Annotated in this window: 17 protein-coding genes; 16 read left to right on the top strand and 1 reads right to left on the bottom strand. The window is 35.1% G+C overall.

All coding sequences use genetic code 11. The annotated features are described in order from the left end of the window. The first annotated feature begins 161 nt into the window (after positions 1–161). The 16 genes from B0A64_RS23240 to moaA all read left to right on the top strand — a co-directional run bounded on the left by B0A64_RS23240 (position 162) and on the right by moaA (position 15,769). A complete protein-coding gene (locus B0A64_RS23240) occupies positions 162–1,637 on the top strand; it encodes an MFS transporter (protein WP_089481848.1) in 1,476 nt (491 codons plus the stop codon). Between the two features lie 24 nt (positions 1,638–1,661). Beyond that, positions 1,662–3,254 (top strand): magnesium transporter MgtE N-terminal domain-containing protein, encoded by a 1,593-nt coding sequence (locus B0A64_RS23235; protein ID WP_089481847.1) that lies wholly within the window; start codon positions 1,662–1,664, stop codon positions 3,252–3,254. Positions 3,255–3,281: 27 nt separating this feature from the next. Further along, positions 3,282–4,334 (top strand): MFS transporter, encoded by a 1,053-nt coding sequence (locus B0A64_RS23230; protein WP_089481846.1) that lies wholly within the window; start codon positions 3,282–3,284, stop codon positions 4,332–4,334. Positions 4,335–4,506: 172 nt separating this feature from the next. Beyond that, the gene (locus B0A64_RS23225) at positions 4,507–6,723 is read left to right on the top strand and encodes a molybdopterin oxidoreductase family protein (RefSeq protein ID WP_089481845.1); all 2,217 of its coding nucleotides are present in this window, start codon (positions 4,507–4,509) and stop codon (positions 6,721–6,723) included. Between the two features lie 19 nt (positions 6,724–6,742). Beyond that, complete coding sequence (locus tag B0A64_RS23220) at positions 6,743–7,312, top strand: 4Fe-4S dicluster domain-containing protein (protein ID WP_089481844.1); 570 nt, start codon at positions 6,743–6,745, stop codon at positions 7,310–7,312. A gap of 10 nt (positions 7,313–7,322) precedes the next feature. Continuing rightward, on the top strand, positions 7,323–7,841 hold the full coding sequence (locus B0A64_RS23215; protein ID WP_089481843.1) for a QcrA and Rieske domain-containing protein: 519 nt from the start codon (positions 7,323–7,325) through the stop codon (positions 7,839–7,841). Positions 7,842–7,858: 17 nt separating this feature from the next. Beyond that, positions 7,859–8,107, top strand: coding sequence for a DUF6755 family protein (locus tag B0A64_RS23210; protein WP_089481842.1), 249 nt, complete (start codon positions 7,859–7,861; stop codon positions 8,105–8,107). A 179-nt stretch (positions 8,108–8,286) separates the two neighbouring features. Next, entirely contained in the window at positions 8,287–9,459 is a 1,173-nt protein-coding gene (locus tag B0A64_RS23205; protein WP_089481841.1) for a molybdopterin molybdotransferase MoeA, read from the top strand. Between the two features lie 183 nt (positions 9,460–9,642). Then, entirely contained in the window at positions 9,643–10,389 is a 747-nt protein-coding gene (locus B0A64_RS23200) for a sulfite exporter TauE/SafE family protein (RefSeq protein ID WP_089481840.1), read from the top strand. Positions 10,390–10,566: 177 nt separating this feature from the next. Next, positions 10,567–11,139: a molybdenum cofactor guanylyltransferase gene (locus B0A64_RS23195; protein ID WP_089481839.1), complete on the top strand. Its 573-nt coding sequence runs from the start codon at positions 10,567–10,569 to the stop codon at positions 11,137–11,139. Positions 11,140–11,144: 5 nt separating this feature from the next. Continuing rightward, on the top strand, positions 11,145–11,936 hold the full coding sequence (gene cobA, locus B0A64_RS23190) for a uroporphyrinogen-III C-methyltransferase (protein ID WP_089481838.1): 792 nt from the start codon (positions 11,145–11,147) through the stop codon (positions 11,934–11,936). Further along, the gene (locus B0A64_RS23185; protein WP_089481837.1) at positions 11,936–12,172 is read left to right on the top strand and encodes a MoaD/ThiS family protein; all 237 of its coding nucleotides are present in this window, start codon (positions 11,936–11,938) and stop codon (positions 12,170–12,172) included. Before cobA ends, B0A64_RS23185 begins: the two co-directional genes overlap by 1 nt. Before the next feature lie 11 nt (positions 12,173–12,183). Then, the gene (locus tag B0A64_RS23180; RefSeq protein WP_089481836.1) at positions 12,184–13,269 is read left to right on the top strand and encodes a HesA/MoeB/ThiF family protein; all 1,086 of its coding nucleotides are present in this window, start codon (positions 12,184–12,186) and stop codon (positions 13,267–13,269) included. A gap of 158 nt (positions 13,270–13,427) precedes the next feature. After that, a complete protein-coding gene (locus B0A64_RS23175; protein WP_089481835.1) occupies positions 13,428–13,859 on the top strand; it encodes a molybdenum cofactor biosynthesis protein MoaE in 432 nt (143 codons plus the stop codon). A 1-nt stretch (position 13,860) separates the two neighbouring features. After that, entirely contained in the window at positions 13,861–14,775 is a 915-nt protein-coding gene (gene moaCB / locus B0A64_RS23170) for a bifunctional molybdenum cofactor biosynthesis protein MoaC/MoaB (protein ID WP_089481834.1), read from the top strand. Beyond that, positions 14,762–15,769, top strand: a complete 1,008-nt coding sequence (gene moaA, locus B0A64_RS23165; protein WP_089481833.1) for a GTP 3',8-cyclase MoaA — start codon at positions 14,762–14,764, stop codon at positions 15,767–15,769. Before moaCB ends, moaA begins: the two co-directional genes overlap by 14 nt. A gap of 267 nt (positions 15,770–16,036) precedes the next feature. Here moaA and B0A64_RS23160 read toward each other — a convergent pair whose 3' ends face one another. Then, positions 16,037–16,654 carry a hypothetical protein gene (locus B0A64_RS23160; protein WP_089481832.1) on the bottom strand — a complete coding sequence of 206 codons (618 nt, stop codon included), beginning with the start codon at positions 16,652–16,654 and terminating at the stop codon, positions 16,037–16,039. Positions 16,655–16,808: the final 154 nt, after the last annotated feature.

Raw genomic sequence — 16,808 nt, 5'->3', positions numbered from 1 at the left:
TGTTTTTTAGGTATTTGTTTATTTTTCAGCATTGAAGATGACAATGTTTTAATATGATATATATCATTTTTTGTAAGAATCTAACGGTTTAATTTTGCGTTTTAATTAGGGAAGTTTAGTACTCCTTTAGAATTAAAAATTAGATATTATACTATTTCTATATGAGTAATCTGTCTCAATCTCACAAAATTTTGTTTTTAAACACCTTGGCATTTACAATTTGTTTTGCCTGCTGGACATTAAATGGTGTTTTGGTCACCTATCTTGTCGATAAAGGAATATTTGACTGGACAGTTGTCGAAACAGGATGGTTGTTGGGAATTCCTATTTTATCAGGTTCAATATTCAGACTTCCTATAGGTATACTGACAGATAAATATGGTGGCAAAATTGTATTTTCGATTTTATTGCTGTTGTGTTCAATTCCACTTTTTCTACTTCCGTTTGCAGCTTCGTTCTGGAGTTTTGCTGTATTGAGTTTTTTCTTCGGTTTAGTAGGGACAAGCTTTGCAGTAGGAATAGGTTACACTTCGATTTGGTATCCTAAAAATTGGCAGGGAAGAGCTTTAGGTATTTTCGGAATGGGGAATGCCGGAGCCGCAATTACTACTTTTATTGCACCTACTTTATTGAATAATTTTTCAGAAACGGATCCGCAAAATGGCTGGAAAATGTTACCGGTTATTTATGCCGTTGTATTGGTTGTGATAGGAATACTTTTTATCGTTTTTGCTAAGAACAAAACCAATCCCGGAGTTTCAAAAACAATAAAAGAGCTTTTGTCTCCTCTTAAAAACATCAGGGTTTGGAGATTTGGAGCCTATTACTTTCTGGTTTTTGGTTTTTTTGTTGCCTATTCGCAATGGTTATTACCCAATTTTATGAATGTTTACCACACCTCATTGGTGATGGGAGGAATGTTTGCCACGATGTTTAGTTTACCATCAGGAATCATCAGGGCTTTTGGCGGATACTTATCGGATAAATTTGGAGCAAGAAAAGTTATGTACTGGGTTTTAGGTTCATCGATTGTTATTAGTTTTTTACTAATGTTCCCCAAAATGGAAATTTTTACGGCAGGACCCGGAGTTCTGGCAAGCCGTAATGGTGTCGTTACCGAAATTTCTGCTACTGCAATAACCGTAAATGGTAAAGTACATAAAATCAACAAAAAAGAAACTTCAGGAAATCATGATACAGCCATTTTTCCGGTCAAAAACTCGTGGCAGGAAATTGTAGTCAAACAAAATCAAGAAGTAAAAAAGAAAGAATTGCTAGCGCAGGGTATTACCCAAATTAAGTTTAGCGCGAATCTTTGGGTATATGTGATTTTGGTAATCCTGATAGGGATTTCATGGGGGATTGGTAAAGCTGCGGTATACAAACATATTCCTGAATACTTTCCTAACGAGGTTGGTGTCGTAGGCGGGATGGTAGGTTTAATAGGCGGTTTAGGTGGTTTTGTTGGTCCTATTATTTTTGGTTACCTCCTTAATTACACCGGACTCTGGACCAGTTCCTGGATATTTATTTTCGTCATATCTGTTCTTTGTTTGCTCTGGATGCATCGAACCATCATAAATGTAATGCGTATAAAATCGCCAAATTTTACCAGAGATATAGAACACAATCATTAATTTATTTTTAATACATACATAAATATGAAAACTTGGTTAGACAAATGGGAACCCGAAGATGAAACATACTGGAGTTCTACCGGAAGCAAAATTGCCTGGAAAACACTAACAATAACAACTATTACATTATTACTGTCATTTGCCTCCTGGTTTATGATGAGTGTTATAGCCGTTAAACTGCCTGGATTAGGATTTAATTTTTCTAAAGATCAGCTTTTTTGGCTAACAGCAATTCCCGGATTAGCAGCAGGTTTTTTACGAATTATACACACTTTTATATTGCCAATTTTTGGAACGCGACATGTCGTTTCTTTTGCGACAGCCATAAAATTAATTCCGGTAATAGGAATTGGTTTTGCCGTAATGAATATCAATACACCATTTTGGGTATTTGCAGTTTTAGCCTTTACAACAGGTTTTGGAGGTGGAGATTTTTCTTCGTACATGCCCAGTACAAGTTTGTTTTTTCCTAAAAGACTTAAAGGTACAGCACTTGGAATTCAGGCAGGAATAGGAAATTTTGGTGTTTCGGTGGCTCAATTTGTTACACCACTTATTATTAGTGTTGGGATTTACGGAGCAGCATCGGTTTTTACAAGTATTGATCCCAAAGAAACCGTAACTGTTTTTCAGACTTCGACGATACAAAAGCAAAAAGAAGTTTTTGCAGCGCTGAATCCTGATGTACAGGCTAAAATTTTATCAAACGTAAAGAAAAATGTAATCGATTCTGTTACCACAGCCATACATTCAGATGATAAAGTGGTTCTTTTTACTTCATTACCGATAAAAGCGAAAGCAAAAGCCATTGCAAACGCAAATCCAAAATTGGCAGAGAAAATCCTAAACGATATTAGTCCTGACAATGCAGCTGTAAAAAACAAAGAAATATATTTACAATCCGCAGCATTCTGGTACGTTCCGTTTTTAGTATTATTATCACTAATTAGTTGGTTTTATCTAAGAAGTATCCCTATGAAAGCCTCTGTAAAAGAGCAAATGGATATTTTCTCGAATAAACATACCTGGTATTGTACGGTTACTTACGTCATGACTTTTGGAACTTTTGCGGGTCTTTCTGCCGCTTTTCCTTTAATGATTAAGTTTTTATACGGAGATTTTCCTAATGCACCGGATCCTTTAGTATATGCATTTTATGGCCCGCTATTAGGTTCTGCGAGTAGAATCGCTTTTGGTTTTGTAGCTGATAAAGTAGGTGGGGCTATCCTTACTACAATAACGGGTTTAGGAATCCTGGCAGGAGCAATTATTCTGGTAACGCAAGGATTGGTTGCACCAACAAGTATGGATCAATTTCCATTGTTTGTAGCAGTAATTCTAGGAATGTTCTTTTTTACCGGAATCGGAAACGCCGGAACTTTTAGACAATACCCAATTATTTTTGCAGAAAATCAACGTCAGGCAGCCGGAGTTATCGGATGGACAGCAGCAATTGCAGCATTTGGACCTTTTATCTTTTCTAAACTAATTGGTAATAATATCTCTGCGAATGGTACTGTAAATCAGTTTTTTGTAGGAGTTGCTTTTTTTGCTATAGTAGCAACAGGTATCAATAGGTGGTTTTACAATCGTAAAGGTTGCGAGAAACCAAGTTAAGGAGTAATCATTAAATTATAATTCAGGATGAAAAATAAAACATTTAATACCAAAGCTTTACTTGTTGCAACGCTAGTATCTGCCTTAACGATAGTGCTTGTGTTTTACGGATCCAGACAATTGCAAAATTTTGATGCTGCCCTTGTCACTTATTTATTCGGGACAGTATTTGCATTCTTCGGGATTGTATACCGCTATTCGGTTTGGTTGCAGCGTCCGCCAACATGGATGTATTTCAAACGAAGTCTTAAGTTTCTGTTCACGGGGAAAATACTTTCTCATATATGGTTTTTAGGGAAGGAAACGGTAGAAAATGTTGTCGTTCAAAAATTTATTTATCCAAGAAGCAAATATCGTTGGGCAGCCCACTTTTGTATTGCATTAGGATGTTTGTCTGCGTTTGCAATTACAATTCCGCTAACATTTGGATGGATTCATTTTACATTGGCACCCAATTCAATATCAATTTACGAAGCACATTTTTTTGGATTCAAAATGATGGATTTTAAAATAGGATCTGTCCTGGCATTCTTAATTTTTCATGCCCTGAACTGGTCTTCGTGGTTGGTAATTTTTGGATCTGTTTATTATTTGCGAAGACGTTTAACAAATCCCGGTTTAATTGCCACTCAAACTTTTGAAGGCGATTTATTGCCTCTTATTCTATTAATCGCAATATCAGTTACAGGATTGTGTCTTACCTATTCGTATCAGTTTATGAAAGGATTTGCGTATGATTTTCTAGCTGTAATTCATGCTGTAACCGTGATAATGTTTTTGATATGGATTCCGTTTGGAAAATTCTTTCACATCATCCAGCGCCCTGCACAAATTGGGGCTCATATTTATAAAAAAGAAGGTATGAAGATGGGAATGGCAGTTTGTCCGCATACCGGAGAAGCATTTGCAACAAAACTGCATATCAGTGATTTAAAGATTGTAACCAAAGAATTAGGTTTTGACTTTACACATGAAGACGGAACCTCGCACCTTGATTTAAGCCCAGAAGGAAAAAGATCCCGCCTGGCTCAGGCGCATCTAAAAGCGAGATTAGCAAATGGTGGAAACTTATTTGGATAAATTTTTAAAGTATTCATTCACAGTAAGAATAGTTTACAGTGACAGTTTTCAGTCGCAGTTTACAGTGACAGTTTGTAGACGGCAACTGAAAACTGAGACTGAAAACTGGGACTGAATACTGCGACTGAAAACTGCGACTAAAAAAACGAGACTGAAAACTAAAAATAAAAACATGGCAAAATTACCCGTATCAACTGAAAAGATTATTGAAGATTTTGGACCGCATTTAAATTATGCACCAAAAGATGGTTACGTAGGTAGAGATGAACCGGACGAAGTAGTAAAAACGCATTGTTGTTTTTGCGGCATGCAGTGTGGGATTCAGTTATTAGTAAAAGAAAACAAAGTGGTAGGTTTTGAACCCTGGATGGAATTCCCTTTTAATGAGGGACGTTTATGTCCAAAAGGAGTTCAGCGTTATCTGCAAAACAACCATCCCGATCGTCTTCTGCACCCTTTAAAAAGAGTAGAAGGAAAAGGTTTCGAAAAAACAACCTGGGATGAAGCCATGGATAAAACCGTATCTGAGATTAAAAGAATTCAGGAAAAATATGGGAAACATGCTTTTTCGATGTTATCAGGAGTATCATTGACGAATGAAAAAAGTTATCTGGTAGGAAAATTTGCAAGGGTAGCCTTAAAAACCAGAAATCTGGATTATAACGGAAGACTTTGCATGGTAAGTGCCGGAGCTGGAAATAAAAAAGCTTTTGGTTTAGATCGTGCTTCAAACAATTATTCTGACTTAGAATATGCCGAAGTGATTATTGTTGCCGGAGCAAATATTAGCGAAACTTTTCCAACATTAACACACTGGATTTGGAAAGCCAGAGATCGTGGAGCCAAATTGATCGTAATTGATCCAAGAGTAATTCCGTTAGCCAGAACTGCCGATGTGCATCTGGATGTAAAACCCGGAACAGATTCGGCTTTATATGGCGCTATGCTAAAATATCTAGTAGATCACGATATGGTGGATCATGATTTTATAGATAATTATACATCAGGTTTTCAGCAAACAATAGATGCTGTAAAAGATTATACGCTCGAATGGGCGGAAGAGATTACAGGTATTGATAAAAATAAAATAAGAGAAGCGGCAGAATTATGGGGAAAAGCAAAAACAAGCTTTTTACTGCATGCCCGCGGGATCGAACACCACTCTAAAGGTGTTGATAATGTTGTAGGTTGTATTAATCTGGTTTTGGCAACAGGAAGAATTGGCAGACCTTATTGTGGTTACGGAACGATAACAGGACAAGGAAATGGACAAGGAGGAAGGGAACACGGTCATAAATGCGATCAATTGCCCGGAAACAGAGATATTGAAAATCCGGAACATCGTAAATATATTTCCGAAGTTTGGGGCATCGACGAAAAAGATATGCCCGGTAAAGGACTTACCGCTTACGAAATCATAGAAGCGATACATAGCGGAGAAATCAAAGGATTAATTTCTATTTGTTTTAATCCCTTAGTTTCATTGCCCAATAGTAATTATGTACGATCTGCGCTTGAAAAATTAGAGTTTTATGTGTGTATCGATTTCTTTTTGAATGAAACTGCGCGTCATGCCGATATTGTTCTTGCAGGATCATTGCAGGAAGAAGAGGAAGGAACCACAACATCTGCAGAAGGGCGTGTTATTAGAATACGTCAGGCTGTAACTCCTCCGGGAGATGCCAGAACCGATACTTCGATATTTTTAGAACTAGCCAAAAGATTGGGTGAAGAAGACAAGTTTACTTATGAAAATAGTGAGGCTATATTTAACGAATTACGAGTCGCTTCTAAAGGGGGTACCGCAGATTATTTTGGGATTTCTTATCAAAAAATAGAAGACAATATGGGGGTTTTCTGGCCTTGTCCTACAGATGATCATCCGGGGACGCCCAGATTATGGGAAGATAAAGTATTTGCTACACCAGATAAAAAAGCGCATTTTAATCCTGCACCATATAAATTACCCGGCGAAGTTACAGACGACGAATATCCAATAACGCTTACAACAGGACGTGTGGTTTCTCAATATTTAAGCGGGACACAAACGCGACGAATAGGTAAACTGGTAGATCAGTTTCCTGAGCCTTTGCTGGAAATTCATCCGGAACTGGCATTGAAATACGGAATTAAACAAAGGGAATTGGTAAGAGTGGCAACGCGAAGAGGAGAAGGAATTTTTCCGGCTAATATTGTTGAAACAATCAGAAAAGATACTGTTTTTATACCGTACCACTGGCCGGGAGCAAAATCTGCCAATTTGTTAACGCCCGGAACTTTAGACCCTATTTCTAAAATACCCGAATTTAAAGTTTGTGCGTGTTTATTAGATCCGCAAGGAATAATTGCACCACCATCTACAGAATCTGAAGCTTATGCAAGTGTTTAATCTATAAAAAAATGCCACGATGAATTTAACTAATTTCAATAAAAACGAAGAGTTTTTTGTAGATCTGCAACGTTGCATTGGTTGTAAAGCCTGCGAAATGGCTTGTGCAGAATGCGAAACCAATGGGCAGGAATCATTGATAAGCGTAAATTATGTAGAACGTTCTTCGACAATTCAAACTACCGTACAGGTTTGTATGCATTGTGAAGATCCGGTATGTGCAAATGTTTGTCCTGCCGATGCTATTTCGCAAGATGAATTTGGTGTTGTCCATACTGCCAATACCGAACGATGTATAGGTTGTTCTAATTGTGTAATGGCATGTCCGTTTGGAGTTCCCAAAAAGATGGAAGAGTATGATTTGATGATGAAATGTACGATGTGTTATGACAGAACAAGCGTTGGTAAAAAACCGATGTGTGCAACTGTTTGCCCGAGTGGTGCTTTGTTTTACGGAACCAGAGCAGAGATCGAAGAAATGAGACCAAACAGTTCCCCGGTCAACTCGTTTATTTTTGGTAAAGAAACAGTAAATACCAAAGTAAACATTATGATGCCGAAGGGAAGTAAAGAATTAAGAATATATTAAATCTGTATCCATGTCAAAAGAAGATAATTTAAATGAAAACTGGAAAAAAGATTTCCCAATAAAAAAACTCGAGTCAACTCAGGTAAGCCGTCGTGATTTTGCTAAATTCCTGACTTTTGTTTCGGGAGGATTAATGGTAGGTAGCGGATTCGTTGCTGCCAAAGCTTATTTGTCACCAAAAGAAGGCGTACAGGGAGAACATTTTATTTGCAATACAGATGAAGTTCCGGTAGGAGGAACAAGAGGTTTCGTCATCGAAGGAAGTACAGTTCCGTACATACTCATTCATTTAGAGAGTGGCGATTTCAGGGCTTATGAGCAAAAATGTACGCATCTTTCCTGTTCCGTATTCTACAAACCCGGAACCGGAATTATTCACTGTCCGTGTCACGAAGGCTCATTTGATGCCATGACCGGAGATGTAATTGCGGGACCACCACCAAGAGCTTTACCACAATTAGAGGTGTTTTTTAAAGATAATGCCGTTTTTGTAAAAGCAATGGTCGAAAACAAAGACAAATTTCTATAACTTAAAATTCAATACCTATGAGTACTTTTAGAAGAAGTCAGAATCGTACAAATCCTAATAAACTTAATAATATTCTATCGACACTTATCTTTGTTTTAATTTTGAATGTTAGTATTCAGATTTGGTTATTATACGCTTCCTTGAATAATGCCTTAGATCATAATAAAGAAATATTATTACCTGCTTTTATAGCTTCTGCTGTTTTGTTTTTTATTGGTTTTGCATGGATGTATTATTTGCCAACAGGAAATTTTAAAAGAAAATAAACTTTAACCTTTTCTAAAAGAGAGCCTCAAAAGCTATTTATCATTTTTTCTGGAAGTATATGAAGAATTAAGCCTAAATTTATATTCTTTAAAAATTTTTAGATTATCAATGATTTAAACTAAGTACAAATACTTATATTTGTGATAAGTATTTTTGCTTGTATATAAAAATAGCAACTATGATTCAAGTCGAAGAAGCATTATCAATTATTGCAGAGAATAGTACTAGTATGCCTATCCGGAAAATTGAGGTAAGTAAATCATTAGGTTATATTCTGGCTACTACTGTTTACTCGCCAATTGCAATGCCACCATTTAGGCAATCAGCAATGGATGGTTATGCTTTTATTCATAGCGAAAAACACCAATATGATGTGATAGGCAGTTCGCAAGCTGGAGATCATTCAAAAATAGCACTAAAGGAAAACGAGGCAATTCGTATTTTTACAGGTGCATTTGTACCTCATAATGCTGATACTGTAGTCATGCAGGAACATGTAATGGCTACCGAAAAATCGATTTTGATTACCAGAATGCCTCAGCAATATGAAAATGTAAGGAATAAAGGAGAACAAATTGGTGCAGAAGAAATTGTTTTTGATGCCAATACTTTGATTACACCGGCAGCCATTGGATTTTTGTCCTGTTTAGGAATCACTGAAATTGAAGTTTATAAAAAGCCTAAAGTTGCCATTTTAGTAACGGGAAATGAATTAGTAAAACCGGGAGAAAAGTTGCCAAAAGGAAAAATTTACGAAAGTAATTCGGTAATGTTGCAAGCAGCACTTCAAACCATCGGAATAAAAAAAGCAAAAGTTTATAAAGTAAAAGATAATTTAAAAGCGACTAAAAAGGCATTAAAAGAAATTTTAAAAAAATACGATATCGTTTTGGTCTCAGGCGGAATTTCTGTTGGAGATTATGACTTTGTAAAAGAAGCTTTATTGGAAAATGGAGTAGAAGAACTGTTTTATAAGATCAATCAGAAACCCGGTAAACCGATGTTTTTTGGCTCTAAAAATGAAACTTTAGTTTTTGCATTACCCGGAAATCCGGCTTCATCACTGACTAATTTTTATATTTATGTCTATCCGGCAATTAAAAACAGAATGGGATTTTCAGATATTCACTTAAAAAAAGTAATTCGAAAATTAAAGGAGAGTGTTACCAATACAACCGGAAAAACATTGTTCTTAAAAGCATTGTATGATGAAACTGATGTTACCGTTTTAGAAGGTCAGAGTTCAGCAATGTTAAATACTTTTGCAATTGCCAATAGTTTATTAATAGTCCCGAATGAGGCGCAAACATTAAAAAAAGGACAGCTTGTGACGTTGTTGCCTATAGATTAGATTTTGGAGGAAAGAGGATAGAATAAAGAGGATAGAATAAAGAGAATAGAATAAAGAGGATAGAATAAAGAGAATAGAATAAAGAGAATAGAGTAAAGAATAAAGAGATTATGATATGGGTACGTAAATTAAACCTGAAACCTGAAACAAAAACGCATTCTTAATACCCCTGAAACAAAAATTATGAACCTTCTTAGTTCCGAAAATATTTTATTATTCAGTTTTGCATTAATTGTAATTGCTTTTCTGTACTCAAGTGTTGGGCATGGCGGTGCGTCGGGTTATTTGGCTTTGATGACCATTTTTGCTTTTCCGGTTGCGATCATGAAACCTTCGGCTTTGTTGTTGAATTTATTTGTTTCGAGTATTTCGTTTTTCTTTTATTACAGGATGAATTATTTTAAGCCAAAACTCTTTTACCCGTTTGCTATAGCATCAGTTCCGGCAGCATTTATAGGTGGTTTTGTAACGCTGGATAGTACGATTTATAAAATTATTTTAGGAATTGTTTTGGTTTTTGCAGCACTTCGATTGTTCGGAATTTTTAATTTTAAAGAAAAAGAAGCAGTAGAGATTAAATTGCCTTTTGCTTTGGCAATAGGATTTATAATAGGTTTGTTATCCGGAATGTTAGGTATTGGTGGCGGAATTATCCTGAGTCCAATATTATTATTTTTAGGATGGGCAACTGTCAAAGAATCGGCAGCAATATCAAGCTTATTCATTTTTGTGAACTCGTTTGCAGGAATGATGGGATTCTTTTTAGGAGGAAAAACAATTCCGACAGAAAGTTTTTATCTGGTTCCAATTGCAGTTGTAGGAGGAGTATTAGGCGGATTCTACGGAAGTGGTTATTTCTCTAACAGAACCTTGAAATTTGTTCTGGGAACTGTTATTTTAATGGCAAGTATAAAATTGATTTTTCCATAAAATGAGTTTAAATTTTAAACGCATAGAAACATAGATTTTATAGTTTGTGGAAAGGTAATAATGATAACACGTTATCACACATAGCGCTGTGTATTTATGCAAAGTGAAACGACTTTTAAGCGGTCTGAAAAGTTATGCTTCTATGTGTTAAAAAACTATAATTATAAATGATTTAATATGGAAGCTTTAACAATCTTTATTCTTTGCGGAGGAAAAAGTTCCCGGATGCAATCTGAGAAAGGACTTGTTCTGTTTCAAAATAAGCCCTTTATTGAGCACATTATTCAGGCGGTTTTGCCTCTTACAGAAAATATAAAATTAGTAACAAATAATAAGGAGTATGATTATCTGCCGTATCAAAAAATACCGGATATACTATTAGATAAAGGACCTTTGGGTGGTATTTATACCGCGTTGACCAATACTGAAACTGAGTTTAATCTGATTTTGAGTTGTGATATTCCGTTAATTTCGACGGAGCTATTATCAGAATTAATTTCGAAACATAATCAGGAAGCTGAAATTACTGTTTTTGCTTCTGAAAGCAGAATGCATCCGTTAATAGGGATTTATTCTAAAAAAATAGTGTCCGTTATCAAAAGCGCAATTGATAACAATGATTTAAAAATGATGAATTTAATAGCGAGAATTCCGCATCAGATTATCACAATAGAAGAGAGTGAAAATTTTCATTTAACGAATATTAATTCGGCAGACGAACTAAACGATCTGAATATCAATTTAAGCTAATTACTATGCGAAATTTAAAAACGCCAAAATTAACAGTTGTAGGCGCAGGACCCGGAGATGCTGAATTGATAACCTTAAAAGCTATAAAAGCGTTAGAAAATGCTGATGTAGTTTTGTATGATGCCCTTGTAAACGAAGATATACTGCAATATGCAAACCATGCCGAAATTGTTTTCGTGGGCAAACGATTGGGATGTCATGCCTACACACAAGATCAGATCAACGAATTGATTGTTTCGATGGCAAATCGTTATGGTCATGTAGTACGTTTAAAAGGAGGAGATCCGTTTATTTTTGGAAGAGGAAGCGAAGAAATTGAGTACGCGGCACAATTTGATTTAGAGACAGAAATTGTTCCCGGAATTTCATCTGCTTTAGGTGTTCCGGCTTCGGTTGGAATAAGTTTAACACAACGTCAGATAGCCGAAAGTTTCTGGGTAATTACCGGTACAACTTCAAATCATGAATTGTCTAAAGATATTTATTTAGCTTCAAAATCTAATGCTACGGTTGTGATCTTAATGGGAATGCATAAATTAGAAGAAATAATTGCTATCTATCAGGAAAACCGAACGGATGATTTGCCAATTGCTATTATCCAAAACGGAACCAAAGATACAGAGCAGAAAGTAGTAGGAACGATACGTTCGATTAGTAAGTTAGTAGTGGAGCATAAAATTTCGTCACCGGCAATTATTGTAATAGGCGAAGTAGTGAAAAATACTTCGAGGCTGACGTCTTATTTTCAGGAGCATTTTGAAGATGAATTTATTTTTCAGAATTTAAATTTAAAGTAATGATTGAGATTAAATATTTTGGAGCTGTAGCTGAAAAAACGAAATGTTCGTTCGAAAAAATATCTTTTTCCGGAATATCGCTGCAAGAATTATTGCAGGATTTGGAGAAAAAATATCAATTTGAATCGTTGTCGTTTAGTGTTGCAGTAAATCAGAAAATAGTACCAAAAACAACCGGGTACACTTTGCAAACAAGTGATACTGTAGCTTTGTTGCCTCCTTTTGCAGGAGGATAAAAATTAATTTTATGAATGCACCAGCGCGTTATGACCGACAGATAATTCTTCCTGAAATAGGAGAATCAGGTCAGGATAAATTAACAAAAGCCAAAGTTTTGGTTATTGGAGCCGGAGGTCTGGCTGCTGCAATATTGCCTTATTTAGCAGCTACGGGCGTTGGCGAAATTGGTATTGTAGATGATGACTTGATCGAAATTTCTAATTTACATCGTCAGGTGATTTATAAAAGTTCGTCCATAGGAAAATATAAAGTCGAAGAAGCAAAAGCAATGATGTTTGGGCTGAATCCGCTTGTCAAAGTAAATGCAATAAGGGAGAAATTATCAGGCAAAAATGCCATATATCTCTTTAGTAAATATGACATTATTGTTGATGCGACGGATAATATTGCTATTAAATATTTAATAAATGATGCTTGTTTAGTAACAAATAAACCAATGGTTTATGGATCTATTTTTAGATTTCAAGGGCAGGTTTCAGTCTTTAATTATCAAAACGGACCAACTTACAGATGTTTGTATCCCAATGAAAATAATGATGCAGAGGGTTGTGAAGATGCCGGAGTAATTGGAATTTCGGTTGGCATAATTGGCATGTTACAGGCCAGCGAAGTCATAAAAATGATTCTGGAAACAGGAGACGTATTGAGTGGTAAGATATTGGTTTATAGTATTCTAAACAACGATCAGCAAAAGTATGATTTTGAGAAAAATTATATTCTTTTGATGGATAAAAAAGCTTTTGAAGAAAAATACAATAGAATAGAAAATAAAGGTGAAGAAATAAATTTTGAATCTGTTTTTAATGAAATTAATAACGATGAAGTTTTATTTTTAGATGTTAGAAATGAAGATGAATTGCCAAAAATCAGTTTAAAAAATCAAATCCAAATTCCGTTAAAGAATTTAGAAACCCAGATTCAAAAATGGGATAAAAGCCAAATAATTTATGTTTTTTGTCAATCCGGAATCAGAAGTAAAGTGGCAGTTGAATTACTTCAAAAACGGGAGTTTAAAAATGTAAAAAGTATTAGTGGTGGCGCGGTAGCAATGAAGCAATTATTAAAAAGTTTAACTTCAGATTTTATAGATTAAAAAAGAGTATAAAATTTGTTAGCCACGAATTATACCAATTAACACGAATTAATTTTTTAATAATTATTAAGCATAAAAATTAGTGAAAATTCGTGTAATCCGTGGCAAAAGAAAAATCATTTTAATCCATATAATCTGTGGCAAAAAAATAAAATATAATGAGTAAAAATGTATTTGTAGAAGGACCAATTTCTCCTGAATTTATCGCTGAATCTATAGCAAAACATCAATCGAAACATACTATTGGTGCGCATAATATTTTTTTAGGACAAGTTCGCGCAGATGTTATTCATGATAATACGGTTGTAGCAATCGACTATTCGGCTTACACAGATATGGCAAATGAAGCTTTGCACACGATTCGGGAAAAAGCTTTTGCTAAATTTGATTTGACCTGTATGCATATTTATCACAGTTTAGGTGTGATAAAAGCAGGTGAAATTTGCTTGTTTGTATTTGTTTCGGCAATGCGACGCAAGCAAGTTTATGAAGCTACAGAAGCCATTGTAAACTGGATAAAAACCGATGTGCCAATTTTTGGTAAAGAAATGTTTGAAAACGATACATTCACCTGGAAACAAAACACCTAAAATGGTTGATATTACCCATAAAATAAGCACTTTAAGAGCTGCAACAGCAACTGCAATTGTCAAAGTAAGTAAACAAGAGACAATTGATGCTGTGGTAAATAATCTGGTTCCAAAAGGAAATGTTTTCGAAATGGCAAAAACGGCAGGATTATTTGCTGTAAAAAACACGCATTTGTCTATACCGGATTGTCACCCGATTCCAATTGAATTTACTTCGGTAGACTATAAAATTGAAGGTTTAGACATTCAGATTATTTTCAATGTAAAAACGGTTTACAAAACCGGAGTTGAGGTAGAGGCCATGCACGGAGCATCGATAGTTGCATTAACGATGTATGATATGCTGAAACCGATTGATAAGGAAATAGAAATTTCGACCATTAAATTAATCAATAAAGAAGGCGGAAAATCATCGTTTAAAAATAAATTTCCAAATGCAATAAAAGCAGCAGTTTTTGTATGTTCTGATTCTATTTTTGCCGGTGACAAAGAAGATCGTTCCGGAAAAGTAATAGTAGAGAAACTTAGTGCTTGCGGAGTTGTAACGGCTCATTATGAAATTATTCCTGATGAAATTGATAGTATTCAGGAAAAGGCAAAAGCTTTTGCAAAGGAACATCAATTGGTAATTTTTACCGGAGGTACGGGATTATCTCCAAGAGATGTTACGCCAGAAGCATTATCTCCCTTGTTAGAGAGCAGGATACCCGGAATCGAAGAAGCAATTCGCAATTACGGGCAACAACGTATGCCGTATGCCATGTTGTCCAGAACAGTAGCAGGAACATTGGGTAAAAGTTTAATTCTGGCATTACCGGGCTCTACAAACGGGGCAAGAGAATCCATGGATGCTGTTTTCCCGCATGTATTGCATGTTTTTCATATTTTAAAAGGAAAAAATCATGAAACCCTCTAAATCCATTTTAACGGATGATTTTGGACGAAAACACAATTATTTGCGTATTTCGTTGTTAGAGAAATGCAATTTGCGTTGTACGTATTGCATGCCTGCTGACGGAATCGAATTATCTCCAAAAGCCAGTTTAATGACGGCTCATGAGATTTTTTCGATTGCCCAAACTTTCGTAGAAAATGGTGTCGATAAAATAAGATTAACAGGAGGAGAACCCCTATTAAGAAAAGATTTTCCGGAGATAATTGCCCAATTATCAACCTTGGGAGTTTCGCTTTCTATTACTACAAATGGTATTTTGATCGACCGCCATATTGATGTTTTAAAGCAATATAACATCAGGAAAATCAATTTGAGTTTAGATACCCTGATTTCGTCTAAATTTCATTCGGTAACCCTTAGAAACCAGTTCGAGAAAGTTATTGATAATTTGCATTTGCTTTTGAATAATGATTTTCAGGTAAAAGTAAATGTTGTTTTAATAAAAGGGTTTAATGAAAATGAAATCACAGACTTTATTAAACTTACACAGTTTTTGCCAATTTCGATTCGTTTTATTGAGTTCATGCCTTTTGCAGGAAATCAATGGGACAGAAGTAAAATGATTTCTGAAAATGATATTTTATCTGAATTAGCAAAAGCTTTTTCTGCTGATGAAATTCTGAAATTAGAAGACGAGAAAAACTTTACCGCAAGAACTTATAAGATAAAGAATTTTCAAGGTGATTTTGGGATTATAAGCTCTATTACAAACCCGTTTTGTGATGGCTGTAACCGAATTCGCCTGACAGCAAACGGTAAAATTAAGAATTGTCTTTTTTCGAATTCTGAAACTGATTTGCTTACTCCTTTTAGAAAGGGAGAATCGATCACAAATTTAATTGGTGATGCTGTAAAAAGTAAAAAGAAAATTAGGGCGGGAATGGTTACCATTGCAGAAATGGATGATCCGTCTCTGCATTTTGATAATCGCAGTATGATTGCAATTGGGGGCTAGTCTTTTTTTACTAAGTCCCGGAAGGACGACATATTTATAGAAATTTCAATATTCATATTTCAAGAATCTGCCGCGTCGGGTTATATATATAATAATCTGAAGAAAAACAAAAATAGCGCTACGCTGTAGCTTTGACCCAAACCCTTTAAATTTGCTATAAATAGGATACTTCGCGGGAGCAATTATCTATCCTGTTTTTTATAACTCTCAAATAGCAGTAAAAAAGGCTGTCTGAAAAATTACTTTTCGGACAGCCTCTTTTGATCTTTATTTTTTCTTTTTAGCTTTTGCTTTTTTCTGAGATTTAGCTTTCTTTTTCGCTATTTTTTTAGCTTTTGCTTTATCCTTAGCTTTTTTCGCTTTTTCTTTTTTCTTAGCAGCAGCTTTTTGTTTTGCTTTTTTGGCTTTTTCTTTCTTTTTGTCTTTTTTAGCCTGATCTTTTTTCTTCGCTAATTTCTTTTTCTCTTTTTCTTTGTCCTTGTCTTTCACTTTCTTCTTCTTTTTATCTGTTGATTTATCTTTTTTATCTTCTCCTGTTATTCCCGCCACATCAATTTTATTTTCTGTTGGCTTTTGTTCTTTTGTCGCTTTGATCGTTACTTTTGGAGTAGTTATTTCTTCTGTTTTCTCAATAACAGCTGGAGTAATTTTTCTTGCAGGAGCAGTTCTTGTTCTTTTAATTGGTGCAGTCGTAGCACTTTTTACTGTAGCTACTGGTGTTTTCTTTACTGTTGTGGTAGATGGCTTAACAGGTGTTGCTTTGCGAACGGATGTTTTTGCTGCCGGTGTATTTACCGTTTTTTTATTTTCTGTAACAGGCTGAATATTTTCAGGTGTTGGTGAATCAATTTTTTCAGGAGTAATTTCTTCGTTGTTGTTTTCCATAATAAATGTGCTTTTAGATAGGGATTTCGTTAGCAATGTAACTAAATTGTTAATTAACAGTTAAGTAAAGATAACCAATAAACAAATCACTCAATGTTAAGTTTTTAGATAAAAAATAATTATAAAGTGTTAATTTTTAATATATTGAGTTTTT

The organism is Flavobacterium araucananum, from assembly GCF_002222055.1.
Classification (GTDB): domain Bacteria; phylum Bacteroidota; class Bacteroidia; order Flavobacteriales; family Flavobacteriaceae; genus Flavobacterium; species Flavobacterium araucananum.
This window is presented reverse-complemented; position numbering and strand designations above follow the sequence as displayed.